The following is a 22,888-nucleotide window of genomic DNA, read 5'->3' as shown; positions in this document are numbered from 1 at the left end:
CGGCCGAAATTGTCTGTACCGCCGCGCATCGCACTCAGGCGGCGCCGACAGCCTCCTGGATCGGCTGCACCGTCAGAAACTGGCGCCCGAATGCTTCGGCCGGCATCGGGCGGCCGAAGAAATAGCCCTGCCCTTCCTCGCATCCCATGCTGACCAGGAAGTCGGCCGTGGCGCGGTTCTCGATGCCCTCGGCGATCACGGAGAGGCCAAGCTGCTTGCTCAGTCCGACGGTCGAGCTGACGATAGCTGCGTCGTCGGAATCGGCGAGCAGATCGAGCACGAAGGAGCGGTCGATCTTGAGCCCATCGAGCGGAAACTTCTTCAGATAGCTCAGGCTCGCGTACCCCGTGCCGAAGTCGTCGAACAGGACGCGGACACCGAGCTCCTGGATCCGCTTGAACATGTCGAGCACCCGCGCCTCGTCGAGCAGCAGGATATCCTCGGTCACCTCGAGCTCGAGCAACGACGGCGTGAGCCCGGTAGCGGCGAGCAACTCGGCAACCGAATGCGCCAGATCACCCGAATGAAGCTGCGATGGCGATAGGTTGATCGCGACGCGAACGTTGTTGCCGGCGAGCTCCCACGCCCGCGCCTGCTTGCATGCGGTTTCCATCACCCAGCCGGCGATCCGTTCCGAGAGCGCCGACGTATTGACGATCGGCATGAACTCGGCCGGCGAGACGTAGCCGCGCGAGGGATGACGCCAACGGATCAGCGCTTCCGCGCCGAGGAGCGCGCCGTCAACCAGACGAACCTGCGGTTGGTAGAACAGCTCGAATTCGTTGCGGTCCGCGGCCTGCGCGAGCTCGCTCTCGAGCGTCAGCCTGTTCTCGAGTTCCTGTCTGATGGTGCTCTCGAAGATCACGTAGCCGCCGCGGTGGGTCGTCTTCGCCCGGTAGAGCGCGAGATGGCCGTTGCTCAGGAGGTCGTCGGCGTTCTGCCCGCCATCCGGATAGACGGCGACCCCGACGCTGGTCCTGACGCGATGCTGGCGCATGCCGGCAACGAGCGGCAGCTCGAACGCGCGCATCACGCGCTCGGTGAACACCGCGATCGGCTCATTGGCCTCGACACAGTCAATCGCGATTGCGAACTCGTCGCCGCTGAGCCGCGCGAGCATCGCCTTGGCTCCGGCCTCGGCCCGCAGCCGCTCGGCGACCGCCTTGAGCACGAGATCACCGGCCGCATGACCGAACATATCGTTGATCTGCTGGAAGCCGTCGAGCCCCAGCACCAGGAGCGCGACCTCGTGCGACCGCCGCTTCGCCGCGGCGACCATGCCGACGAGCCCCGCATGCAAGGTGTTGCGGTTGGCAAGACCCGTGAGCGAGTCGTACTCTGCGAGATATTTCACGCGTTCGGCCTCGCGCTTGCGGACAGAGATGTCACGCAGGATCGCGCCATACTGGAAGCCGTCCGTGCCTTGCCAACCCGAGAAGCTGGCCTCGACCGGAAACACCTCGCCGGTCTTGCGCCGTCCCTCAAACTCGACGACGACGGCCCCGCCCGGGACCAGCAACGCCTGACGCGCGGCGTCACGGATCGAGAAGCGCCTGGTCGCGCCGTCGGTCGGCGCTGCGCAGAGCGCTTCGAAGGGGTGGCCGATCATTTCCGCCGGCATGTAGCCGAAGATCGCGCTCGCGCCGGGATTCCACACTGTGATCATGTGATTTTCGTCGGTGCAGACCAGGCCGTCACCGAGCGACATCGCGATGCGGTGGAAGCGGCTCTCGGCGATGCGGCCCAGCAGGCTGCGGAAATCGATCTCGTCGAGCGCGATCGCGGTGAGATAGGCAACGGTCGCGATGTGGAACAGCGAGGTGTCGATGACGAGCGGCCATTTCAGCTGCACGAGGGCAGCGACGAGTTCGACTGCCGCCGCGGCTGCAACGAGGATCACGACCCGAACGCCCGGACCAAGGCGGCGCCAGGAGAACATCATGAGCAAGGCCAGGGCACAGAGGCCCAGGGTCATGCCGATATCGGAAGTCCATCGCAGCGTGCGATGCTGAAGGATCGATTCCGCCGCCAGCGCCTGGAGCACGGGACCGGATGCGACATTGCCATTGGGTACGCTGAAGCGGTCGCCGAGCTCGAGGGCGGTGGCCCCGACGAGGACCTTCTTGTCCTTCAGCCTGGCAAGCGTCGTGGCGTCGCCGCGTAGCACGTCTGCAAAGGAGACGCGCGGAATCGATGCCGCGCGGATCGAGAAATCGATCAGGAACGGCGAGCTCCGGTTGGCGTATTGCCCGGCCAACACCGCTGCCATCGAGGGCACGAACTCTTCGCCGAGCTTCTCGCCGAAAGGATAGCGTCGAACCAGCCCGTCGGACTCCACGGCAACATTGACGACGGCCGGCCACGACTGTTCGCCAAATGGCGCCAGAGGACGGTTGATGTGGATCCCGCTGCCGTTCGGTGCCGGTTGCTTGAAGGACGGCAGGATCGTCGAACCGCCGACGTCCTTCAGCGCCTCGACGAAAGCCTGGTCGGATGCAGGATCGGACGGTGTGCTGAAATCGACGTCGAAGGCGACATCGCGAACACCGGCGTTTTCGAGCTTGCGCAAGAGTTCGGCATGCAGCCGCCGCGGCCACGGCCAGACGCCGATCCGGTCGATCGATGCCGCATCGATCGCAATCACCGCAATATCACCGCTCGCCTCGCGCGATTGCCAGGCGAAGCGCAAATCAGTGAGCGCGCTGCGCAGCGCGCCGTGCCATCCCGTCGACAGCACGACGGCAAGCGCAGCCACAACCAGAATATGCGGTCGATAGCGTTTCACTTGGTCCCCCCGCACATCCGGCTCAATCCGGATGTGCCCCCTTGATCCCCTACGGAATGGCCTCAGTGCTTGTAGCGGCCATTGGCATTGCCGTTACTGCCGTTGCCCCCGCCATTCCCGTTGCCGTTGCCCTGGTTACCTTTGCCATTGCCGGTCGAGCCGCTGTTGTCGTTTCCGGAATTGCCGTTGTTGCTGCCGGAACTGCTGCTCGAGCTATCGCTCGTCGACCCGGCCGTTGTCGCAACCGTCGTCGTGGTCGTGCTCGACGAATTCGTGCTGCCGCTCGCGGTGCTGCTGCTCGTCGTCACCGCCGTCTGGCTGGCGCTGTTGGAGGCCGTCGTCGTGCTCGTCTTGCCGTCGCTCCAGACGGTATCGGTGCCGGAGCTTGACGCGCTTCTGACGGCGGCAGTCGCAACCGATCCGCGTGCGAGCCCGTGCGTCACCTTGTGGAAATTCAGCTTCACCTCGCCAAGCGAACTGGAGATGCGGACGACGCCCGGTTTGACATGAGACCCGCCAACCGCCTGCTGGGGCTTGGAAGCCGCTCCCGCCGCCTTGCTCGTCTCGATGTGCGCGAGAGCGTGGAAGGTGTGGCCGTTCGCAGCATTGCGCGGAACCGGCAGGCCCGATTTCGGCACCGGCACTCGCTCGATCGTCGACGCGCGCGGCTTGCCCTGCTCGATCGGATTGAAGGTACCGGAGCCGCTCAGGTTCAGGCCAGGCTTGCCATGCTCGAAGGCCGTCGCGGCCTGGCCGGGCATCACCTGGGCGATCTGACCGGTGCGGAAATCGGAGACCTCGACCTGCCCACGGACGACGCCGACCTTGGTGCTGTCAGCGTTCACCGTGACGCTGAACTGCGTGCCTTTGACCACGGCGGCGAGATAGGGCGTCTCGACTTCGAAATGCTTGACGTTACGCTTTTCGACTTCGAGCAGGATCGAGCCCGCCTGCTGCACGATGGTGGTCGAAAGCCCGTCCTTCTGCTCTGTCGGCAGACCGACGACGGAATTCGGTGAGATCAGGATGGTCTCTTCGCCGCGCACCAGAAGCACGCGACCGTTGCGCCCGGTCCGAATGGTATCGCCAGGCTTCAGCGTCTCTTCCTGCTTGAGAGAGACCTGCTGTGCGCCGTCGGTCGCGATCCAGACGTCGCCCGACGCCTTGCTGACCGACCAGACACCGCCGTCCGCCGCAATAGCATTGGAAGCAAATCCCAGTACCAGCGCGGCCAACAGGGCGCGCCGCATTCCATCTCTGCCGAGCATGATGAGTCCTCAGTCCGCGAACAGCTGACCTGAGATTTATCGGCGATGTCTCAAGATTGGATTAGCCGGAGTCCCGGCAAGTTCCATGGCCCCGTTAACCAATCGTTGACCATAAAAAACTATGAAAAATCATGCGCCTAACGATCTCTTACCGAACCCGTGGAGCGACTCAGTTGAACTACGGAGGGCGGTCCCGATGCAGCCGCCCGTGGAGCCATTTTGCTACCGTAATGGGCCTGCTTGTGCCCACTCTTGCGGCAATTCCGCAAGGTCTCGCGCAGCAAGCGAACCAACCGGGCTTCGATCCGCGACAGACCGAAAAATATTTCGACACACAATCCGATCAGAACTCCCGCAGCCGCCCCCCCGTAAGACTACCGAGTCTCGGCCGGCCCGACGTCGGCGCCGATGCTCGGCCGCAATTCGTGCTTCGCGACGTCAGCATCACTGGTGCGAACGGCATTCCGCGTGATCGCATCACCAGCACCTGGCAACCGTATCTTGGAAAGCGGGTCTCGCAGGCGGACCTCGCGGTGATCGCCAGCGCCATCAGCGATCTCTATCGCTCCGCCGGTTTCCATCTGAGCCGGGCTATCATCCCGCCGCAGGACATCCACGATGGACGCGTCCGGATTCAGGTGATCGAAGGCTCCATCGTCGAGGCCGACTTGAAAGGCGATGGCGCCGAGCAGTTCGGCATCCGTCCGATGCTGGGTCCGGTCCTCGCCGAACATCCCTCGCGCCTCGCCACGCTCGAACGCCAGCTTTATCTGATCAACGGATGGCCGGGCGTGCGGATCGCCGATACTGCGCTCGAGGAAATCGGCACCGCGAGCGGCCGTTTCCGCCTCACCGTCTTCCTGAAGACCTGGCACATCTTCACCTCGTTCGGCCTGGACAATCTTGGATCATCGTCGGTCGGACCGTGGCAGACCTATGCGACCGGTGCCTTCAACTCCTACCTCGTGCCCGGCGACACGCTGGCGGTCAACCTGTCGACGATTGCAAACGATCCGCGTCAGCTTGGCTTCGGACGATTGTCCTATGACGCGCCGGTTGGTGTCGACGGCGTGCGGCTCGGTGCCGCGATCCTGTACAGCGCGGTGCGGCCGGGCGATGCCCGTCGCCTCGACAGCGACATCACGACGACGGAAGCCTTCGAGCTACGGGCAAGCATCGCCCCGCTTCAGTCGCAAGCATCTTCGCTCACGCTCACCTCGGCCTTTACCTTCAGCAACGTATCGGAACACGATATGTTCGGGCCATCGTACAATGATCATATCAGAACGGCGAGCCTGACCTCGGATTACCGGCTGCAGGACCGCTTCGGCGGCACCAACCATCTGACGCTGACCTATCGCCAGGGGCTCGACATTTTCGGCGCCTCGCACTGGACCGACGACCTTCTGTCGCGCGACGGCGCCTCGGCGAACTTCTCGGTGTTGAACGCCTGGTTCACGCGCTACCAGACTCTCACCGACGCGTGGTCGATCAAGCTTTCAGGCGCGAGCCAGACCGCATCCCGGCCGCTGTTCACGTCGCAACAATTCTATCTCGGCGGCGCCGCCTTCGGCCGCGGCTATGGCGCCGCCGAAATCAGCGGCGACAACGGGCTTGCCGGATCGTTCGAGCTTCGCTTCGACCAGACGGTCAATTTCCGCTACTGGACCGGCTACCAGATCTACGGGTTTGCCGATGCCGGCGCGGTGTGGAACGACGGCTATCGGCTGAGCGAGGGGTTGTCGCTGACGTCCGCCGGCGCCGGCATACGCCTGTTCCTGTCGGACGATTTGCGGGCTGATCTCGCCGTCGCTGTTCCGCTCAGCTACCGCGCGCCGGACAATGAACGGCGGAATGCGCGATTCCTGTTCACGCTATCGAACGCCTTCAGGCTCTGCCCGGAGCGGGGCAAGGCCAATTGCCTCTAGTTCTGCTGTTTGCTGTGCGATCGCAGCAAGCTTGCCTAAATTTAATCCCGCCTCGCTCTCACAATCGCTCGATCCGCGAGTTCCCCATCACTACCTCTGTGAAAAGTGATCGGGATGAAACGATGAAGAGGGCTTTTGCGATTTTGGCGTTCCTTTGCGTCCTTGCTACGGGCGAATACTTCACCATGAGCAAGTTCGCGATCCGCCACGAGACGCTCAATCTGTTCGACGCCGCACGCCAGCGGCCGGTCTCGGTCGACATCGCGGTGCGCCGCGATTACGAAACCAAGGCCAATCTCGGCCTCTGGAAGCTTCCGCTCGCCGTCATCAGCAACGGCAACACGGTCAAGGCCACCGAGTATTCGTTCCTCGCCAACGTGCTCGCCGCGCGCGGATATCTCGTGGCCAGCATCCAGCAGGATCTGCCGAGCGATCCGCCCCTGATGACCAAGGTCGGCCAGCCTTATGTCGGCCGAAAGGACGTTTACATGCGCTGCGAGGCCAACATCCTGTTCGTCCTGAACGAATTGAAGAAGCAGCAGGAGAACGCGGAATACGATCACATTACCCTGGTCGGTCATTCCAACGGCGGCGACGTCTCCATGTATGTCGCCCATCAGCATCCCGAGCTGGTGTCGAAGGTGATCACGCTCGACAATCTGCGGGTGCCCTTCGTGCTCAGCGATCACCTGAAGATCCTGTCATTCCGCTCGAAGGACCCGAAGTTCGTCACCGATCCCGGCGTCCTGCCAACGCCCGAGCAGGCGAAATTGCGCGGCATCGACATCATCAATACAGGCGCCCAGCACACCGAGCTGAGCGACCGGGGCCCGGATTCGGTGAAGGAGAAGATCCAGGCCACGCTGGATCAGTTCCTGCGCAGCAGCTCCAGCAGCGAGCTCGCGCCGGCTGATACGACGAGCCCGATGATCATGAACCCCGGCGACTACTAGGCCCACCCGCCAATCGAGGACCCGACTGAGGTCCGCTTTTCATCCAATAACCATGGTCTGTTGAACCGGGAACATGGCTGGAACGACCTAATCGGCGTTCCCAGAGTTCGATCCCCGTGGCAACGGAGGCGGCCATAACACTCCCTTACGAAAACCAGCGCCCCGTCGTCTCGGACGACAGCCTCGCCGTCGTTGTCTACGGACTTTACGGCGTGGGTTATTTTACCGGGATTTCCGCGCTGATCGGCGTCATCATCGCGCATATGAAGGTCGACGATGCGGCCCCCGTGCCGCGCTCGCACTACCGGTTTCAGATCAGGACCTTCTGGATCGGACTGGCGTATCTTACGGTCGCCATTCCGTTGTGCATGGTGCTGATCGGCTTTCCGATTTTTGCCTGGTGGTTCATCTGGACGATGGTCCGCATCGTCAAGGGCAGCTTGTTGCTCATCGAGCACAAACCGATCGCCAATCCGATGTCCTGGCTGTTCGGATAGTCCAGCCATCGGGTGATGTGGGTCACGCTCCGGCCAAGCCGGCTTGCGCCAGATCAAGGCGGTACAGCGCCGAATGCGCGACAAGGCAAACCTCGAGCGTCGGGGAAGCCCAGATGTCGCACTCCATACAAAGTCTAAGGCTGCCCGCCGCGGCTACGCCGACCTTCCTTCGCCGCATCTATCGCTCCACCTGCAGGCTGGTTCGGTCGATCGTCGCCCGCATCGACCTCTCCCAATTCCCTGGATCGTGCTGCGGTTGAGCACGGACACCGGACAAATGGTTCAAGGACGCCCCATGCGCGCGGCTGTCAGACGGCTTTCAACTCTGATCGTCGCAACCGGCCTGTCCGGATCGCCGGCTTTCGCCGCCGATCCCGATCACGGGGCCGATCTTGCAAAGCGCTGGTGCGCGAGCTGCCATGTCGTGACGAGCGAACAGAAACAGGCGAACGCCGACCTCCCCGCCTTTGCGGCAATCGCACGCAGGCCTGACTTCACGCCGGAGAAGCTGGCCTTCTTCCTGCTCGATCCGCATCCGAAGATGCCAAACTTCCCCTTGAGCCGGATCGAGGCCGGCGACATCGCCGCCTATATCGGCTCGCTACGCAAGTAGCGCGCTGACGCTGGCGTCGAATGCAAATCCCTGCCGGTTGAGCCGACAGGGATCAGCAGAAAGGACGACGGACGGCGGATGGTATGTTCATCCGGTGGGCCATCATGGACCTGCCCCGCAATTGAATTCCGCGCGACGCTCTCACGCAAGATCAATTTGTAAGCACGCGCACCGCCCGCGGCTCAGGACTTGCCTTTGCCGGGTTGCATCAGGTTGCCGGTGATCTGTCGCATATGCTCACCGGCGTTGGTGAATTGGCTTCTCAGGAATTCGGACTGGATCCGCATCGCTTCCTGAAGATCGGTTGCGTGAACCAGCTTGCGCGCGTGCTCGAACGCAGCCTTCATGTTCTGTTCGGTGAAAGCAAGCGCCTGCTTGGAAACCTCTGTGCCGGTTCCAGGCACTGATGACATCGACTTGGTGGCAGCATCGAAAAACAGGCCGAAGGCTTTCTCCGCCTGATCGATGGTCTTCTCGGCCAGATCGCGCAATTCGGCCGGAACTTCGAGCTTCGGTTCGATCATGTCGCCGTCCTCCCCTTGTCCCTGACTGATTTATCACACTTATTGGATCGCATTCCAGCGGCTCGGCTGGCATCAGGGATCCCTGGGGGCGGCCGGTTCTGGTTGGGACGTCGACGGGCGATGCCCCGTCTCAAGAAAGCGGGTGTTCGGGAATCTCTTCGGTGCTGAGGTCTTCGACCAGCTTGATGACCTCGAAACGCTGCCGCGGCGCGAGCTTGAGAAATGCACGCAGCAGTCGCAGGCTCTCGACGGTTTGACTCGCAGGCGCCCCCAGCTTCAGGTGCAGTTCAGTCGCGAAATTGAGGTTTTTCATCTCGCACCTATGAAAGGAACGACCTTCGTGAGAGGGCAGACGTCATTCGAGAACCGGACCTCGGACATGAACGGCTCTCGGCCGGGCGACCGCGGGCGAACCGCCAAACCACATGCCCGCAACGGATCGGGCGAACCCGATGAGGTTGCAACTATGACAAGGAACAACCCATCCGGCAAGCCAAACTGCTGGGAGAGGGTTGCTTCGTCGTCATCGCACCTCGGCAAATTCCGGATGACAGACCCGGTCTACCCCCCCGCGACAGGATTCAGCAGGTCATAGCTGCACTTTGACTTGATCTACGTCAATGCGACAACGCGGCGTATTTTGTTTCCGATTATGAACGGGGAACGGGGGGCACGATGCGCACATATTATTGCGATTTGAAGGCTGGCGCCCCGGTTCGGGACCGGCAAGGCGCGGAGTCGACGCCGGGGCCGCGAACCGATCGGGCTACTGCTTTTTCAGCGTGTAGACGTAATCGTTGAGGCCCGCCTCGATGGTCGCATCGTCCACGAAGTGGAAATCGATCTCGCAGCCCGTTTCAAGCGTCTTGATCTTGTCGCTGGTGAAGCCGAGCGAGACGGCGAGCGCCTTCGGATCGGCCTTCTTGCTGGAGTGCTGCATCTCGTCGAAAGCGCCCTGGAAGATCATGTCGGCGCCGTAGTCGGTGAGCTTGTATTGCGGCTTGGCGCAGGCAAAGGGGGGTGGTCCGGAGATTTCCTTGGCCTTGACGACGACTACCTTGCCCATCAGCCGCGCCTGCTCTGCGCTGTCGGGCTTGTGTTGCGGATCTGCCCAAGGCGCCACCACCGCGCTCGTGAATTTCCAGGTTCCGACGTAGGAGAGATCGGCCGCGTGAGCAGCGCCGGCCGCAGCCAGAGAAGCCAGAAGGCAAACGACGCCGGCAAATTTCATCTAAAGGTCCCGCTTAGGTCTCATACTTGGACGGGACGCGCCACGTCGCGGTTCACCGTCTTACGATATTTTTCAAAGGCATGAACCGCCATTCGCAAGCGGGCGACCAAAGGCCCAGTGCGATACGGCCACGCGGATCACGGGCGCCATGGCTGACTTCTGGACTAACGATTCGGGCGCGCATCCAGCAAAGGAAGACGGAATGCTTTCTCGCAGCGATCTCATCAAGGGCGGGGCGGTTGCGCTTTTCACTCTCGCATCACACGGCGCATGGGCGCAGGAGACCAAGATGAACCTTTTCAAGATCGTCACCGTCAAAGACGAAATCGTCATCGGACTGAACGCCGAAGAGCTCCAGGCGCTCGGCGGCAACGACGCCAGCGCGGTGGCCCATGCGCTGGCACAGAAGGGCGATCTCACCGTGTGGCAATACAACGTCCACCGCGGCCAGAACGGCGAGATGCAGCAGGCGCCGACCGCCAAGATCGGATTGCTGGCCAACGCCTCGCTCCGCGTCGAACCCTACACGACGCCGTACCAGATCATGCCGCATCCGTGAGATGCGTGATCACGCTCGAGAACAACCCGGCGCGATGACGATTCATCCAATCGCATCGCGCTCTTGGGCATGTCGACAAGAAGCGACGCCGGACTGTCCCTGCTCCCTCCCCAAGCGAGAAAGCGCATACCTTGGATAGCACCCAATTGCTCTGGACCCAAATCGGTGCCGGCATCTGCACGTTGATGTTTGGCGGCCTGCTGTTCAACCTGGTTCGCCTGCGTGGCCGTCTCCAGGCCGCCGCCAGCTGGATAGCCGTCGAAGGCGTCATCATCGCATCGGAGGTGAAAGCGCCGTCGGCGCACGTATCCGATGACCTGAACGATGCAACTCCTCTTATCCGCTATCGTTACCGGGTCGGCGGCCGGGAGTTCGAGAGCGACAGGACGAGGATCGGTGGCACGGCAATGACGACGAGGACGCTCGCCACACGACAGGCGGGGCAGTATCCGGTCGGGGCCGTGGTCGACGTTCACGTCGATCCGAAAGACCCCGGCAATGCCGTCCTCGATCCCTCGCAGGTCGGCAACCTTTCGGCGCAGGTCGTCCTCACCGTGACGTTCGGCATCATCGCAGCCGTTTTGATCGCGCACGCGATCGCCGGCCGGGTGCTCTATGCCGCCAACGGGATACCTCTGTTCGCCTTCCTGCTTCCGGCACTCGCTTTCGCCGCGGCCGTGGCCGCCATTCTCGCCTTCGTCCGGATGCGCCGGCTCGCCACCGCAAGCCTGCGCTGGCCCACCGCTCCGGGCACGGTGACGGCTTCGCGCGTGATCGAGGAGATGATCGAGGATCGCAGCGACGACGATCGGACGCGCGTCAAGAAGATCCACCGCTATCAGGTCGATCTCCGCTACGCCTATCGCGTCGGCAATCGGGATTTCGTCGGCGTTCAGCCAAACTGGGGCTGGACCGGCATCTACGGGCTTCGCGAGCTCGCCGAAAGCGCAGCCAGCAAATATCCACCCGGCCAGGCCGTGACGGTCCATTACGATCCCCGGCAACCTTCCCAGGCCGTGCTCGAGCCTGAAAGCCGCCAGGGCTCGTTCGCGCCGCTGATCTTCGGCGCAATCAGCGCCGCCGTGGCAACGGCCCTGGTCTGGATCTTCGTTCGCGCCAGCTTCTCGTGAGCTAGCGCATGATCCGGACCCGAAGGTCCGCGTTAGCGCAAAGTGTGATGCGATTTTCCCTCGCGACAAACGCGGAACGCGTTTGCGCCGAGGTCAATGAACTAAAGCGCGATAACTATGTCATCGCGCTTTAGTGCTAGGCGGGCTCGTCGCGCCAGCGCCGTCGGACGCAAAGCCGTAGATCTGCGCCAGCCGGTCCAGGCATTCCTGCAGCCTCTTGGAGAAATAGTCGTTCCAGCGCTGGCTGCGCACGGCGCGGCGTTCCCCAACCTGCTCCATCGTCAGTCCGAGCACCAGGACATCATGCACGAGCGCCGCGCCGTCGGTGCCAAGCTCGCGCTCGATCCGGTTCAGCCGCAGCACCGCCTGGCGCTGGCTCTCGGTGACGGGCTCCCGGCCAAGGGTGCCATCGACATATTCCCGGCCCGGATCGACCGCCTGCGGCCCCCGCTCCGCGTTCTCCCAGTCGTTCTGGAACGCACGGCCGCCGCGGTACTGCGCTTCGTCGATCTGGTGATGAGAATGGAGCCGGCCCAACGGATCGTTGCGAATCGAGCGCAACGCGATGATTTTCTCGCCGGGATCAAGGGCTAAGGGATTGTCCACCTCGGCTTCCGCCACTTCGGCGTGGAGCGGCAAGTCACGTGACCTGCGGTCGTAGATGCTTTCCAGGCGATAGGTTTTGCTGCGTTTGGCACGAGCCACTTGGATACTCCTTGACACGAGACGATGGAAATCGGATTCCCAGCATGGGGCGATCAGGTTCAGGCGGCTGCGACGAGCCGCAGGATGACCGGGCCGGTCGTATGCGCAGTGTCGGGCCCGGAGGTCAGGTGAAAATGGGGCGTGCAATAGCTGGAGCCCGGGCGCCGGGGATGACCACAGAAGGCGATCGGCTCCCCGTCCCTGTCCCCGCCATACGGATAACGGCAGTCGCCGGGTTCAAGCGCGAGCAGCGGGACCAGCCGCGGCCAGATCCCGACGCAGCGCAGCTTGATCGGCTCGGCCGGCACGAGCGGCGGTTCGGACGCCTCACTTTTCCCAGAAGGGTTCGGCCAGCGCTGCGGGACAAGCCCATTCGGCAGATGCGGCGCGATCGGCGGAGCCGGCATTTGCTCGGACGCGGCAAGCCCCATCCGCTTGGCCCGCCCGATCACCGCGTTTCGGCTGTAATTCGTTCCAAATCTTGCGTTAATCTCCTTCCCGATCTCCGCGAAAGACATTCCCTTGAAAAAATAGTCGCGCAGCGCGTCGGAATGCTCCGACGCCCAGTTGCCCGGTTCCATACTGTCTTACCCTGTGATCCGCCCCACCTGGTCCGAACGACGCTCTTGAGGCGAACCACACATTCCGATATTCCGAATGGCAAGTCAAGCTCAGAATTCTGATATTCGTAATAGATAATTCCGAATTTCGGGTTACTGTTGAAATGAAAGCAGGACAAGCGAGGGAATCACCATGCTGGACGCAACGATGATCGAACGGGGCCTGAAGCGGTCAGGCAAGAGCAAGGGCGGGCTGGCCCAGGCCATGGGCGTCCGCCCGGGCGCGGTCTCCGAAATCCTCGGCGGCGAGCGGCTGGTCAAGGCGTCGGAAATCCTGCCGATCATGGAATACCTTGAGCTCAATCTCTCGCCAATCATGGGCCGGGTCGGCGCCGGCGCCGTGATCGAGCCGGAATATGAGCAGGTCCCGCCGGAAGGACTTGGCGACATCGTACTGCCCTTCCCGATCATGGAGGAGACCGTCGCGTTTGAGGTCATGGGCGATTCGATGCTGCCCAAGTACGAGAACGGCGACGTGATCGTGGTCTACAAGGAGCAACGTTTCCCGCTGTCGAGCTTCTATGGCGAGGAGGCCGTGGTCCGGCTGAAGACGGGGGAGCGCTATCTGAAGACCATCGAACGAGGCAAGACCCCCTCTGTCGTCAATCTCGCCAGCTTCAACGCCAAGCCGATCGTCGGCGTGAAGCTGGAGTGGGTCGGCGAAATCTGCCTCACGATGCCCAAGGGCCAACTCGAGCGTCTGCGCGCCAAGTCCGCCCGCGCTCGCAAGGGCAAGGGTAAGTAACGCGTGGCCTGTTCGAGACCACAGAGCCTCGATTTCCGATTTTTGGAAGTCGAGGCTTGACTATATTCTTATTTTCAGAAATACTGCAGTTCGCTTCGAGGCGAGCAGGGACTCTTGATGCAGTATTTCGTCGTGATGATCGATTATGGTCGCCGCGGCCGCGAAGCGGTCGTCGACCCCGAAGTCACACGGCGCGAGGTCGTCTCGCGCGTCGCCTCCGGTGAATACGGAAACATCTGCTTCATCCACGAAATCAGCGGGTCCGCGGTCGAGGACGTGACCGAGGACATCCTCACGCAGGCTGCGCTGCCTGAGATTGCGCCCGGCGAGGTCGACCTCCAGGCGGCCCGCTTCGATCACGCCCGCGACCTGCGCAAGCACGAACGGTCGTGATGCAGGCCGCGAGCGGCCTGCATCACCATCGATCCGGCATCACACCAGCAGCACGGTCGATCCCGTGGTCTTGCGCGCCGCGAGATCAGCATGCGCCTTCGCCGCGTCCTTCAGCGGATAGGTCTGGTGGACCTCGATCTTGACCGCGCCGGACTTCACGACGTCGAACAGCTCACCTGCCATCGCCACCAGGTTCTCGCGCTTCGCCGCGTAAGTGAAGAGCGTCGGGCGGGTGACGTAGAGCGAGCCCTTCTGCGCGAGCAGTCCGAGATTGAGCGGCTCGACCGCGCCGGAGGATTGGCCGAACAGCGCGACGACACCGAGCGGCGCCAGGCAGTCCAATGACTTCAGGAAAGTGTCCTTGCCGACGGAATCATAGACGACCGGCACCTTCTTGCCGCCGGTGATCTCGTCGACACGCTTCACGAAATCCTCGCGGCTATAGATGATGACGTGGTCGCAGCCATGAGCTTTCGCGAGCTTGGCCTTCTCGTCGTTGCTCACTGTGCCGATCACTGTCGCGCCAAGATGCTTCGCCCACTGGCTCAGGATCAGGCCGACGCCGCCCGCTGCCGCATGCAGCAGGATGGTGTCGCCCGCCTTCACGCGATAGGTCTGCCGGATCAGATACTGCGTCGTGAGCCCCTTCAGCATCATCGCCGCCGCGGTCTTGTCGTCGACGCCATCCGGCAGCTTCAACAACCGGTCGGCCGGGATCAGCCGCGCCTCGGAATAGGCGCCGAGTGGCGAGGCGCCGTAGGCAACGCGATCACCCGGCTTCAAATCGGTCACGCCGGATCCGACCTCCTCGACCACACCGGCCGCCTCGCTGCCGAGCCCGCTCGGCAATTGCGCGGGATAGAGACCCGAGCGGTTGTAGATGTCGACGAAATTGAGACCGACCGCGGTGTGACGGATGCGCGCCTCACCCGGACCGGGCTTGCCGACCTCGACTTGCTCCCAAACCAGGACTTCCGGACCCCCGGTCCTGTGAAAACGAATGGCGTGAGTCATGGGTGTTTGCTCCCTTATTGTTGGAGTGTGCGTCGAAGAAGCGGATTGGGCCGTGAAATAGGCATTTAGTCCGCCCGTTACAGTACAGAGACGTTACAGGAATGTCACAGCGGTGGACAAATGCCCGCCGTTCCGCCTCTGTTCGAAAGAGTTGATGACGGTGGTTACGCCACCGGCGGTAGATTCTACGCGGGGTTTGATGGTCGCCTGCGAAGGAGAGCCGAGATGCCAGCCTATGTACAGCATCATCAGGACATCGAGATCGCGCCTGTGATTTGCCCCAGTTGCATGGGGTTCCTGCCAATGTATGTGCGCGAGGTCGAGCCGCATTGGAGCCTTGCCAAGATCGACTTCGTCTACGAATGCGCCGATTGCGGTGGCGAGCTGCGGCAGACCATCCGGAAACCTGAGTTGCTGCGGCACTGATCGAGACGCCCGAGCCTTGCGCTCCCGTATTTGCGCTGAGCGGAAAAATGCCGTCAGCGCAACGTGTTCACCGATAATCGAGGCTTGTCCTTTGTCCGGAAGGGGGGCAGAACAAGCCTCGAGCAAGACCATCGGGAGCGCCCATTCGTGGCTGATCAGAAGGCCTCGACCTCGATCGAGGCAGTGGAGAGCGGCCTCGCCGCGCAAGGCTATATCGCGAGCCGGCAGATCGCCACCGCAGTCTATCTGTCGCAACAGATCGAGAAGCCGATCCTGGTCGAGGGACCCGCCGGCGTCGGCAAGACCGAGCTTGCCAAGGCGATTGCCGCCTGGCGCGGCATGAAGATGATCCGCCTGCAATGCTACGAGGGCCTCGACGAGGCCAAGGCGCTCTACGAGTGGAAGTACGCCAAGCAGCTTCTGTACACGCAGATCCTGAAGGACAAGCTCGGCGAAGTGCTCGGCGGAGCGCAGACGCTGCATGCCGCGCTCGACCAGTTGCATGATTTCGGCGACGTGTTCTTCTCCAAGGAGTTCGTCGAGCCGCGCCCGCTGCTCCAGGCCCTCGAGCAGCCCGGCGGCTGTGTGTTGCTGATCGACGAAATCGACAAGTCCGACGCCGAGTTTGAATCGCTGCTGCTGGAGATCCTGTCCGATTTCCAGGTCACCATTCCCGAGCTCGGCACCGTCTCGGCGATCACGCCGCCGACGGTGATCCTCACCTCCAACAGCGAGCGCGATCTCGGCGACGCCTTGAAGCGGCGCTGCCTGCATCTGCACATCGGCTTCCCCGAGCAACGGCTGGAGGAGCGGATCGTCGAGAGCCGCGTGCCCGGGATCTCGCAGACGCTGCGCCGGCAGATGGTCGGCTTCATCCACGAGATCCGCACCCTGGACCTGAAAAAACTGCCCTCGGTCAGCGAGACCATCGACTGGGCGCGCGTGTTGGTGCTGTTGCAGGCCGGCGAGCTCGATACCGAGATCGTCAAGGACACGCTCAACGTGCTCCTGAAATACGAGGCTGACATCGAGGCGGCGGCGCCCCACGTCACGACGTTCATTGCCAAGGCGGCGCGGTCCAACGTCTTTGGTTGAAACCGATGCGGGAGAACCTCCATCGCTTCTTTCGTGCGGCACGTGGCGCCGGCGTCCACGTTTCGCCTGCCGAAAGCATCGACGCGATGCGCGCAGTCGCGCAAGTCGGCTTTTCCGACCGCGGCATCTTGCGCGATGCGCTGCTGCTGACGCTGGCGAAGTCGCAGGACGAGAAACTCGCGCTCGGCGACTGCTTTGATCTGTTCTTCAGCCAGCCGGAGCCGCGGCAGGAGCAGGAGGCCAACGACAACGATACGCCTCCCGAGGGCAGCCAGCCGCCCTCTCCCGACGCGGCGAATGACGCAGGCGGCGGTCAGCCCACCGAAGGCCTGGGTCCACTGGCGCAAATGCTCTTGTCGCAGGACCGCAACGCGATTGCGGCGGCAATTGCCAGCGCGGCCGGCGCGGCGTCGCTGTCCGATATTCGCTATTCCACCCAGCGCGGGATATTTTCCGGCCGCATCCTCGACGCAATGGGCCTTCAGCGCCTGCGCGACGATCTCGACGAACTGACCGCGGCCAACCCGTCGCTCGCCGAGCGTCTGCGCACAGCGCTCGAGGGCTTGCGCGAAGCCGTCCGCGACACGGTCGCGCAGGGGCTCGCGCTCTATGCGCGCGAGGAGGCAGAAAACCTGCGCAACGAGATCTTGCGCAATGCGCCGCTGGCCCGCATCGAGCCGCGCCAGATCGAGGAGATGCGTGCGCTGATCCGCAAGATCGCGCGCCGCCTGCGCGAGCGCTACTCCAAGCCGCGCAAGCGCCAGCGCCGCGGCCATCTCGACGTCCGCCGCACGCTGCGCCGCAACGCCGCCTGGGGCGGCGTGCCGTTCCTCACGGCCTGGAAGCGCAAGCACCGCGACCGGCCGAAGATCGTGGCGCTGTGCGACGTCTCAGGCTCGGTTGCCCGCGTCTCCGACTTCTTCCTGCTGCTGATCCACTCGCTGCACGAGGTGGTCGACGATGTCCGTTCCTTCGCGTTTTCCTCGCATCTGATCGAAGTCAGCGATATCCTGGAATCGAACTCGCCCGAGGCGGCGATGACCGAGATCATGTCCAAGGTCGGCTTCGGCTCATCCGACTACGGCTCCTCCCTCGAAGACTTCGAGCATGAGTTCATGAGCACGCTGACGCCGCAAACCACCGTCATCGTGCTGGGCGACGCCCGCAGCAACAATCTTGATCCACGCGCCGACATCTTGCGGCGCATTTCCGAGCGGTCGAAGCGGCTGGTCTGGCTCAATCCGGAGGGCCGCATGGTCTGGGGTTTTGGCGACTCCGAGATGCCGCGCTACGCGACATTTTGCAGCTTAGTGCGACAATGCGCCACCGCGCAACAGCTCGAGCGCGCTGTGTCAGATATCGTGGCGAGCTATCAGTAGACCCGCGATTACATTCGTCGCCGATATCCGCTAGCTGGCGACTGCGCGCAAATCGCCGTGAGCCAGATTGCACTCGCGAAAGTGATAGGCGATCTCGTCGAGCGCGCGTTGCTCCCACTCTTCCGCCTGCGCGAGCCAGAAAACCCGACGATTGGAATCCAGCACTGCACGTTCCCGGCAAAAGGATTCCTGACTACGAATTGCCACCAGCCTCTGCATGCACTCCACTCCTGCCGCGTGAAGCCATTCCCCGCGAATCAACGTAACAGAGTCTTGAACGGCTTGTCTGGTTTTCCTGTGCACATCGCAGTGCGGAATGGGACAGGCCTCCTTCCCGTGCACTGCGGCAACTCGCTACGCACCATCAACTCCAGATCATGAAAAGGTGATCTGATATCGGAACGATATCCGCACGCGCGCGATCTTAACTATTGTGGCGCAATGATCTCAGGCATTCGTGAAGAGGTGTTCTAAACAGCTAATCGAATTCCCGACTCAATGTCGTCGCATGGTTTTCATGCTGCACCGCTAATCGGTGCACGAGCGGCCAGATATTTCGAGGCAACATGAACGACGATTTCGACTTCGATCTTTCGCCGGACCAGTGGGAAATGCTGAAAGCGTTGCGCTGTCCGACGGCGCAGTATCGTCTTTCGAAGGCCCATGCGGTCGAAGACCTCGTCAAACTCGGCCTCGTCGCGATCAGGGACGGCGTTCCCATGATGACTTCATCCGGCCGCAAGGTGCTGGTGCGTGGATCGTGCCGGCTGCTGGATCTGGCGGCGTAGCCCCGCCTTCAGAATATCTGCGCAATCACGATCGCGTAGGCGATGAACACGAAACCCAGCCCCCAGACCATTGCCGGGATCTGCGCGCGGCGCCCCAAGGTGACCTCAAGCGCGATGTAGCTCAGCGTGCCCAGCGCCATGCCGTTGATGAGATTGTTGGTCAGCACGGTCACCAGCAGGGTGAGCACAATCGGCACCGCGTTGACGAGATCGGTCATGTCGATGCGCGCGAGACCCTGCATCATCAAGACGCCGACGAGCACCAGCGCGGGCGCGGTGGCTTGCGGCGGGATGATGACGAAGATCGGCCAGAAGAACAGCGCGAGGAAGAAGAACCCCGCAACAGTCAGCGAGGTCAGGCCGGTTCGACCGCCGGCCTGCACGCCGGTGATGGACTCGATATAGGCCGTGACGACGGAGGTGCCGAGCAGCGGGCCGACGATGGACGCCGTAGCGTCGGTCGCAAACGCCGCGGTGGCATTCGGGATCGAACCGTCAGGCTTGCGCAGATTGGCGGCACCCGTGACGCCGATCAGCGTGCCCAGCGTCGAGAAGAATTCAGCGCACAGGAAGTAGAACAGCAGCGGCAGCGTCACGACGAAATGGCTGAAGAGATAGCCGATGTCGAGCGCCATGAAGGTGCTGGTTGGCCAGCGTGGCCACGACATGATGGCTGATGGCACCGACGTCACCATTTTGCCGTTCGCGCCGGGAACGAAGAAGCCGATCAGGGTCAGCAGTGCGATCGACAGGATCAGCGCCGCGGGCACCCGGCGCGCCACCAGCACCGGCGTCAGCAAAAGACCGAACAGCGTCAGCAGCACTGGCGGGCTGCGCAGCGATCCCATCGCGATGTAGGTCGAGGGGTTCTGCACCACGAAGCCGGCGCCGCGCAGCGCAATGAAGACGATGAGCGTGCCGACGGCAGCCTGGATGCCGACCTTCATCGCTTCCGGCACATCCTTGGCGACTTTCTCGCGCAGCTTCGACAGGCTGAGGATCAAGAACAGCACGCCGGTGAATGCTACCATGGCAAGCGCGCCCTGCCAGGGCATGCCCATCTGCTTGACGATGACATAGGTGAAGATGACGTTCGAGCCCATCGCAGGCGCAACGGCGAGCGGCAGGTTGGCCCAAAGGCCCATCATCATCGAGCCGAAGATAGCGGCAAGTGCCGTGGCGCTGACGAGATCGGCGCGGTCCATTCCGGCGTTGGACATGATCGCCGGATTCACCGCGATGATATAGGCCATCGCCGCGAAAGTCGTCGCACCGGCCATCACCTCGCGGCCGACACTCGTGCCGCGCTCGGTGAGGCCAAAGATGCGATCGAGCGGGCCTGCGGCGGCGCGCGGCGCCGGTTCTGCAGAAGCGGCTTGCGGCGGCGTCATCTCGTTCATCCCAGTCACTCCCCTACCAGACCACCGGATGCGCTTCACCGGTCTGCACATTGATAAACCCGAGCGGCGCCTGCTCGCACGGCGCCACCAGCACCCAGCTCCAGGGCGCGCAGGTCAGCGTTGCGAACATCAGCCTTTCGGGGAATCCCGGATACCAGCGCGGCCGGAAGGTCGGCTCATACATCCAGTCGACCTTGCGACCCTCGGCGTAGAGCGCCTGCATCTCGGCATCGAGCGCCTGCGCCGAGCGGCAGCTCATCAGCCCGCCGACCTCGAAGCGCACGGTCGCAACGAGCTCGCCCTCGCGCACCAGCGCCCAGCCGCCCTGAAGCTCGATCAGTGCGTTCACCGCCTTGGCCATCGCCGCGTCGGACGAGCCGACTACCCAGATATTGTGCTTGTCATGGGCGACCGAGCAGGCCAGCGCCGTCTCCGGCGTCCGCGGTCCGCAGCCGCGCCAGAACATCTTTGCAACCCGTCCGTCGCCGGAGAAGCGGTCGACGACAGCGAACTTGGTGATGGCCTCGCTCTCATCGCGCTGCACGGCGCCATCACGCACCGGCAATTCGAGTGTGTAGAACTCGGGATGCCAGTGGAAGGGACGGATCACGGCCGCCTTCATCGTGGTGCAACCAGGCTCGGCCGAGAGCTCGAAATCCTCTGGCTTGATCGTACGTTTGATATTGACCGTCTTGGTCGCCCATTCCGGCCATTCGATCCTGGGCACCTCGCCGAGATAACGCTTGCCGTCGGAGACCTGCGCGCCATCAGCCCACACTTCGGCGATGGTGAGCTTGGCTACGTCCGAGAGCAGCACGACGTCGCCAAAGCGCCCGGGCGCGAGGCTGCCGACGAACGGCGTGAGGCGCATGTGCCGCGCCGGGTTGATGGTGAGACACTGGATCGCGATTTCCGGCGCAAGGCCAGCTTCGATCGCGACCCGCGCATTGTGGTCGCTGGCGCCGAGCTCGAGCGTGTGACTGGCGCTGCGGTCGTCGGTCGTGAACGCGATCTGGGACCAGTCCTGCAAGCCCTTGGCAAGCAACCATTTGACGATCTCATCCATCGCGTAGACACGCAGCTCGACGAACAGGCCGCGCGTGAGCTTGTCCCAGGTCTCTTCCGGCGTCTGCACCTCGTGATCGGAGGCGAGCCCCGCTGCGGCAAAAGCGTTGATGGAGGGCAGATCGCGCAAGCCCGAGGCGTGGCCCTCCACGACCCCGCGCGCAGCGAACGTTGCTTCGATCATGCCCCACAGCCGCTTGTAGGAGGGATTGTCGGGATTCCACACCGCCGGCCAGTCCATGACTTCGTCGAGCCCGGTGACCATCAGGCTCTCGCCCATGAAGCGCGCCTGCTCGTCGCGACCATACCAGCCGCCGCCCCATTCATAAGCCGTCGGTGGCACGGCCGAACCGGGCTGCGGAAAGATTTTGAGCGGCGAGCCGCGGCGGCGTGCCTCGAACCAGAATTCGAGATTGCGTGCACCGTTGACATTGGAGAATTCGTGGCTCGCCTCGCAGGTCCAGGTGTTGCCATGCGGCAGCACCAGCGCCGCCTCCCATTCCGGCGTCAGATGCGAACTTTCGATGTGCTTGTGCACCTCGCCGAAGCCGGGCACGGCGGCGAGTTCGGGCCGATGCACGCGTTGGCGGATCTCGCCTGGATAGCTTCCCGCCGGCCCGACCCACGCGATGCGCCGGCCCTTGAACACGATCTCCTGATCCTCGCTCCAGGTGCGGCTGTGCACGTCGAGCAACCTGCCGACCCGCAGGCTGCGGTCGGCCGGGCGGCGGCCGAGCGCCGTCAACACCAGGTCCTGGCGGATGCGAACCTCGTCGGGCGCGTTGATCAGGAGATCGTCGGGTATCGCAGTCATGACATGCCTCACTCTACGCCGGCTCTTTCGCAGCCACGGTTCGCTTTCGCGGCGATTTGCCGGCCTTGCCGCTGCGCGCCGCCGCAGCATCGCGCTGACGAACATCCTTCAAAAGAGTCGTGAGCGCCCACTCGATCGCGTCGGCGACATCAGTGCTGGACATGCCGAAATCCTCGCGCATCGCATTCCAGGCCAGCACGTTGTTCAGATACGAAGCGAGCGCCTCCGCCTGGCGGACCTCCTTCGCGGGCAGATGCCGGACCAGCGGCGCCATCGCCTTGCGATGCTGCTCGATCAGGTGACGCCGGAAGCCGGCACGCACTCGGCGCCCGGCCCGCGTCATTGCAATGGCCCGCGCCAGATGCGGATGATGGTCGAACCGCTTGCACAGCTTGCGGAAAATATCCGGCAGCTCGTCGGGCGAGGTGAAGGGAATGTAGCTGAAGACGTTGCTCTCGATCCACTCACCCGCGGCCGCAAACAGCTCCGCGCGGGTCTTGAAGTGGCGATAGATGGTCCGCTCGGCGACCTTGGCGCGCTTGGCGACCGCTGCCATCGAGATGTCGTCGGCCGCCTCGTCCTCCAGCGTCTCGACAAAGGCCGCAACGATGCGCTGCCGCGTCATCTCGGCATATTCATCGCGTAGGCTCGGCTCGCGTCGCTTGGCTGTACTCATGTCATAAGTCTGACATTCGGCGATTTCGACGGTCAAGGCGAGATTTGAGGCACCCCGCGCCGCAACAATGGGCGTCGATGCCACTGCATGTTTCGCCTCCGCAAACCGGGAAGCGCGGAGCGCGCGTCTCGAAGGATCAAAGCCCCGCGGGTCGCCCTTGCCCTTCGCCGCTCTGCGGCTCGTCACGGTTGGGGCGCCGGAGCATCGGCTGCGGGCACAGCGAAGCCGTCGTTGCGGACAGCGGCCGTGGACACGGCCCAAAAAAGCCGGATCTTCGGCC

General features: G+C 63.2%; 24 protein-coding genes. 12 read left to right on the top strand and 12 right to left on the bottom strand.

The genetic code is table 11. The features are described from left to right. Positions 1 to 34 precede the first annotated feature (34 nt). Both NLM33_RS43215 and NLM33_RS43210 read right to left on the bottom strand, forming a co-directional pair. Complete coding sequence (locus NLM33_RS43215; RefSeq protein WP_254104533.1) at positions 35 to 2,785, bottom strand: EAL domain-containing protein; 2,751 nt, start codon at positions 2,783 to 2,785, stop codon at positions 35 to 37. Positions 2,786 to 2,847: 62 nt separating this feature from the next. Next, positions 2,848 to 4,053 carry a FecR domain-containing protein gene (locus NLM33_RS43210; RefSeq protein WP_254104531.1) on the bottom strand — a complete coding sequence of 402 codons (1,206 nt, stop codon included), beginning with the start codon at positions 4,051 to 4,053 and terminating at the stop codon, positions 2,848 to 2,850. Between the two features lie 131 nt (positions 4,054 to 4,184). On the opposite strand from NLM33_RS43210, the gene NLM33_RS43205 reads away from it, so the two are divergent. From NLM33_RS43205 to NLM33_RS43190, 4 genes are all read left to right on the top strand, one after another. After that, the gene (locus tag NLM33_RS43205; RefSeq protein WP_254104529.1) at positions 4,185 to 5,981 is read left to right on the top strand and encodes a ShlB/FhaC/HecB family hemolysin secretion/activation protein; all 1,797 of its coding nucleotides are present in this window, start codon (positions 4,185 to 4,187) and stop codon (positions 5,979 to 5,981) included. Between the two features lie 122 nt (positions 5,982 to 6,103). Next, complete coding sequence (locus NLM33_RS43200) at positions 6,104 to 6,934, top strand: alpha/beta fold hydrolase (protein ID WP_254104527.1); 831 nt, start codon at positions 6,104 to 6,106, stop codon at positions 6,932 to 6,934. A 116-nt stretch (positions 6,935 to 7,050) separates the two neighbouring features. Next, complete coding sequence (locus NLM33_RS43195) at positions 7,051 to 7,431, top strand: hypothetical protein (RefSeq protein ID WP_254104525.1); 381 nt, start codon at positions 7,051 to 7,053, stop codon at positions 7,429 to 7,431. A gap of 295 nt (positions 7,432 to 7,726) precedes the next feature. Next, positions 7,727 to 8,044, top strand: coding sequence for a cytochrome c (locus NLM33_RS43190; RefSeq protein ID WP_254104523.1), 318 nt, complete (start codon positions 7,727 to 7,729; stop codon positions 8,042 to 8,044). A 182-nt stretch (positions 8,045 to 8,226) separates the two neighbouring features. Here the strand turns inward: NLM33_RS43190 and NLM33_RS43185 are convergent, their stop codons facing one another. The 3 genes from NLM33_RS43185 to NLM33_RS43175 form a co-directional block, all read right to left on the bottom strand. Further along, the gene (locus NLM33_RS43185) at positions 8,227 to 8,568 is read right to left on the bottom strand and encodes a phasin (RefSeq protein WP_027528420.1); all 342 of its coding nucleotides are present in this window, start codon (positions 8,566 to 8,568) and stop codon (positions 8,227 to 8,229) included. Between the two features lie 130 nt (positions 8,569 to 8,698). Then, positions 8,699 to 8,881 (bottom strand): hypothetical protein, encoded by a 183-nt coding sequence (locus NLM33_RS43180; protein ID WP_254104521.1) that lies wholly within the window; start codon positions 8,879 to 8,881, stop codon positions 8,699 to 8,701. A gap of 453 nt (positions 8,882 to 9,334) precedes the next feature. Beyond that, entirely contained in the window at positions 9,335 to 9,799 is a 465-nt protein-coding gene (locus NLM33_RS43175) for a hypothetical protein (RefSeq protein ID WP_254104519.1), read from the bottom strand. A 202-nt stretch (positions 9,800 to 10,001) separates the two neighbouring features. Between NLM33_RS43175 and NLM33_RS43170 the strand changes: the two genes are divergently transcribed. Beyond that, entirely contained in the window at positions 10,002 to 10,358 is a 357-nt protein-coding gene (locus NLM33_RS43170; protein ID WP_254104517.1) for a hypothetical protein, read from the top strand. A gap of 146 nt (positions 10,359 to 10,504) precedes the next feature. Then, the gene (locus NLM33_RS43165) at positions 10,505 to 11,488 is read left to right on the top strand and encodes a DUF3592 domain-containing protein (protein ID WP_254104515.1); all 984 of its coding nucleotides are present in this window, start codon (positions 10,505 to 10,507) and stop codon (positions 11,486 to 11,488) included. Between the two features lie 120 nt (positions 11,489 to 11,608). Here NLM33_RS43165 and NLM33_RS43160 read toward each other — a convergent pair whose 3' ends face one another. Next, complete coding sequence (locus NLM33_RS43160) at positions 11,609 to 12,193, bottom strand: hypothetical protein (RefSeq protein WP_254104513.1); 585 nt, start codon at positions 12,191 to 12,193, stop codon at positions 11,609 to 11,611. Between the two features lie 59 nt (positions 12,194 to 12,252). After that, a complete protein-coding gene (locus tag NLM33_RS43155) occupies positions 12,253 to 12,774 on the bottom strand; it encodes a GcrA family cell cycle regulator (RefSeq protein WP_254104511.1) in 522 nt (173 codons plus the stop codon). A 172-nt stretch (positions 12,775 to 12,946) separates the two neighbouring features. Here NLM33_RS43155 and NLM33_RS43150 point away from each other — a divergent pair, with 172 nt between their 5' ends. Both NLM33_RS43150 and NLM33_RS43145 read left to right on the top strand, forming a co-directional pair. After that, a complete protein-coding gene (locus tag NLM33_RS43150) occupies positions 12,947 to 13,558 on the top strand; it encodes a S24 family peptidase (protein WP_027528414.1) in 612 nt (203 codons plus the stop codon). A 117-nt stretch (positions 13,559 to 13,675) separates the two neighbouring features. Beyond that, positions 13,676 to 13,951, top strand: a complete 276-nt coding sequence (locus NLM33_RS43145) for a hypothetical protein (protein ID WP_254104509.1) — start codon at positions 13,676 to 13,678, stop codon at positions 13,949 to 13,951. A gap of 39 nt (positions 13,952 to 13,990) precedes the next feature. On the opposite strand, the gene NLM33_RS43140 is transcribed toward NLM33_RS43145, so the two are convergent. Then, positions 13,991 to 14,965, bottom strand: a complete 975-nt coding sequence (locus tag NLM33_RS43140) for a quinone oxidoreductase (protein WP_254104507.1) — start codon at positions 14,963 to 14,965, stop codon at positions 13,991 to 13,993. 225 nt (positions 14,966 to 15,190) lie between these two features. Here NLM33_RS43140 and NLM33_RS43135 point away from each other — a divergent pair, with 225 nt between their 5' ends. From NLM33_RS43135 to NLM33_RS43125, 3 genes are all read left to right on the top strand, one after another. After that, positions 15,191 to 15,391 carry a hypothetical protein gene (locus NLM33_RS43135; protein ID WP_027528411.1) on the top strand — a complete coding sequence of 67 codons (201 nt, stop codon included), beginning with the start codon at positions 15,191 to 15,193 and terminating at the stop codon, positions 15,389 to 15,391. Between the two features lie 147 nt (positions 15,392 to 15,538). Then, positions 15,539 to 16,486: a MoxR family ATPase gene (locus NLM33_RS43130; protein ID WP_254104505.1), complete on the top strand. Its 948-nt coding sequence runs from the start codon at positions 15,539 to 15,541 to the stop codon at positions 16,484 to 16,486. 5 nt (positions 16,487 to 16,491) lie between these two features. Beyond that, a complete protein-coding gene (locus NLM33_RS43125; protein WP_254104503.1) occupies positions 16,492 to 17,865 on the top strand; it encodes a VWA domain-containing protein in 1,374 nt (457 codons plus the stop codon). 30 nt (positions 17,866 to 17,895) lie between these two features. Here the strand turns inward: NLM33_RS43125 and NLM33_RS43120 are convergent, their stop codons facing one another. After that, on the bottom strand, positions 17,896 to 18,084 hold the full coding sequence (locus NLM33_RS43120) for a hypothetical protein (protein ID WP_254104501.1): 189 nt from the start codon (positions 18,082 to 18,084) through the stop codon (positions 17,896 to 17,898). A gap of 347 nt (positions 18,085 to 18,431) precedes the next feature. On the opposite strand from NLM33_RS43120, the gene NLM33_RS43115 reads away from it, so the two are divergent. Further along, positions 18,432 to 18,653 (top strand): hypothetical protein, encoded by a 222-nt coding sequence (locus NLM33_RS43115; protein ID WP_254104499.1) that lies wholly within the window; start codon positions 18,432 to 18,434, stop codon positions 18,651 to 18,653. An 8-nt stretch (positions 18,654 to 18,661) separates the two neighbouring features. On the opposite strand, the gene NLM33_RS43110 is transcribed toward NLM33_RS43115, so the two are convergent. From NLM33_RS43110 to NLM33_RS43100, 3 genes are read right to left on the bottom strand one after another with little or no spacing between them, the layout of a single operon-like run. After that, positions 18,662 to 20,053: an NCS2 family permease gene (locus tag NLM33_RS43110; RefSeq protein WP_254104497.1), complete on the bottom strand. Its 1,392-nt coding sequence runs from the start codon at positions 20,051 to 20,053 to the stop codon at positions 18,662 to 18,664. 13 nt (positions 20,054 to 20,066) lie between these two features. After that, the gene (locus NLM33_RS43105) at positions 20,067 to 21,932 is read right to left on the bottom strand and encodes an adenine deaminase (protein WP_254104495.1); all 1,866 of its coding nucleotides are present in this window, start codon (positions 21,930 to 21,932) and stop codon (positions 20,067 to 20,069) included. Between the two features lie 13 nt (positions 21,933 to 21,945). Continuing rightward, on the bottom strand, positions 21,946 to 22,608 hold the full coding sequence (locus tag NLM33_RS43100) for a TetR/AcrR family transcriptional regulator (protein ID WP_254104493.1): 663 nt from the start codon (positions 22,606 to 22,608) through the stop codon (positions 21,946 to 21,948). Between the last annotated feature and the right edge of the window lie 280 nt (positions 22,609 to 22,888).

This window comes from Bradyrhizobium sp. CCGUVB1N3, assembly GCF_024199925.1.
Classification (GTDB): domain Bacteria; phylum Pseudomonadota; class Alphaproteobacteria; order Rhizobiales; family Xanthobacteraceae; genus Bradyrhizobium.
The sequence above is the reverse complement of the archived record's forward strand: the minus strand, read 5'-3'. Positions and strand labels throughout refer to the sequence as shown.

Excerpts from the sequence above, each read along its gene's own strand:
- NLM33_RS43115 (WP_254104499.1), top strand. The coding sequence starts at position 18,432 with ATGAACGACGATTTCGACTTCGATCTTTCGCCGGACCAGTGGGAAATG.
- NLM33_RS43120 (WP_254104501.1), bottom strand. The coding sequence starts at position 18,084 with ATGCAGAGGCTGGTGGCAATTCGTAGTCAGGAATCCTTTTGCCGGGAA.
- NLM33_RS43205 (WP_254104529.1), top strand. The coding sequence starts at position 4,185 with ATGCGCCTAACGATCTCTTACCGAACCCGTGGAGCGACTCAGTTGAAC.
- NLM33_RS43170 (WP_254104517.1), top strand. The coding sequence starts at position 10,002 with ATGCTTTCTCGCAGCGATCTCATCAAGGGCGGGGCGGTTGCGCTTTTC.
- NLM33_RS43180 (WP_254104521.1), bottom strand. The coding sequence starts at position 8,881 with ATGAAAAACCTCAATTTCGCGACTGAACTGCACCTGAAGCTGGGGGCG.
- NLM33_RS43210 (WP_254104531.1), bottom strand. The coding sequence starts at position 4,053 with ATGCTCGGCAGAGATGGAATGCGGCGCGCCCTGTTGGCCGCGCTGGTA.
- NLM33_RS43110 (WP_254104497.1), bottom strand. The coding sequence starts at position 20,053 with ATGAACGAGATGACGCCGCCGCAAGCCGCTTCTGCAGAACCGGCGCCG.
- NLM33_RS43200 (WP_254104527.1), top strand. The coding sequence starts at position 6,104 with ATGAAGAGGGCTTTTGCGATTTTGGCGTTCCTTTGCGTCCTTGCTACG.
- NLM33_RS43150 (WP_027528414.1), top strand. The coding sequence starts at position 12,947 with ATGCTGGACGCAACGATGATCGAACGGGGCCTGAAGCGGTCAGGCAAG.
- NLM33_RS43100 (WP_254104493.1), bottom strand. The coding sequence starts at position 22,608 with ATGAGTACAGCCAAGCGACGCGAGCCGAGCCTACGCGATGAATATGCC.
- NLM33_RS43105 (WP_254104495.1), bottom strand. The coding sequence starts at position 21,932 with ATGACTGCGATACCCGACGATCTCCTGATCAACGCGCCCGACGAGGTT.
- NLM33_RS43145 (WP_254104509.1), top strand. The coding sequence starts at position 13,676 with ATGCAGTATTTCGTCGTGATGATCGATTATGGTCGCCGCGGCCGCGAA.
- NLM33_RS43190 (WP_254104523.1), top strand. The coding sequence starts at position 7,727 with ATGCGCGCGGCTGTCAGACGGCTTTCAACTCTGATCGTCGCAACCGGC.
- NLM33_RS43185 (WP_027528420.1), bottom strand. The coding sequence starts at position 8,568 with ATGATCGAACCGAAGCTCGAAGTTCCGGCCGAATTGCGCGATCTGGCC.
- NLM33_RS43125 (WP_254104503.1), top strand. The coding sequence starts at position 16,492 with ATGCGGGAGAACCTCCATCGCTTCTTTCGTGCGGCACGTGGCGCCGGC.
- NLM33_RS43140 (WP_254104507.1), bottom strand. The coding sequence starts at position 14,965 with ATGACTCACGCCATTCGTTTTCACAGGACCGGGGGTCCGGAAGTCCTG.
- NLM33_RS43175 (WP_254104519.1), bottom strand. The coding sequence starts at position 9,799 with ATGAAATTTGCCGGCGTCGTTTGCCTTCTGGCTTCTCTGGCTGCGGCC.
- NLM33_RS43135 (WP_027528411.1), top strand. The coding sequence starts at position 15,191 with ATGCCAGCCTATGTACAGCATCATCAGGACATCGAGATCGCGCCTGTG.
- NLM33_RS43155 (WP_254104511.1), bottom strand. The coding sequence starts at position 12,774 with ATGGAACCGGGCAACTGGGCGTCGGAGCATTCCGACGCGCTGCGCGAC.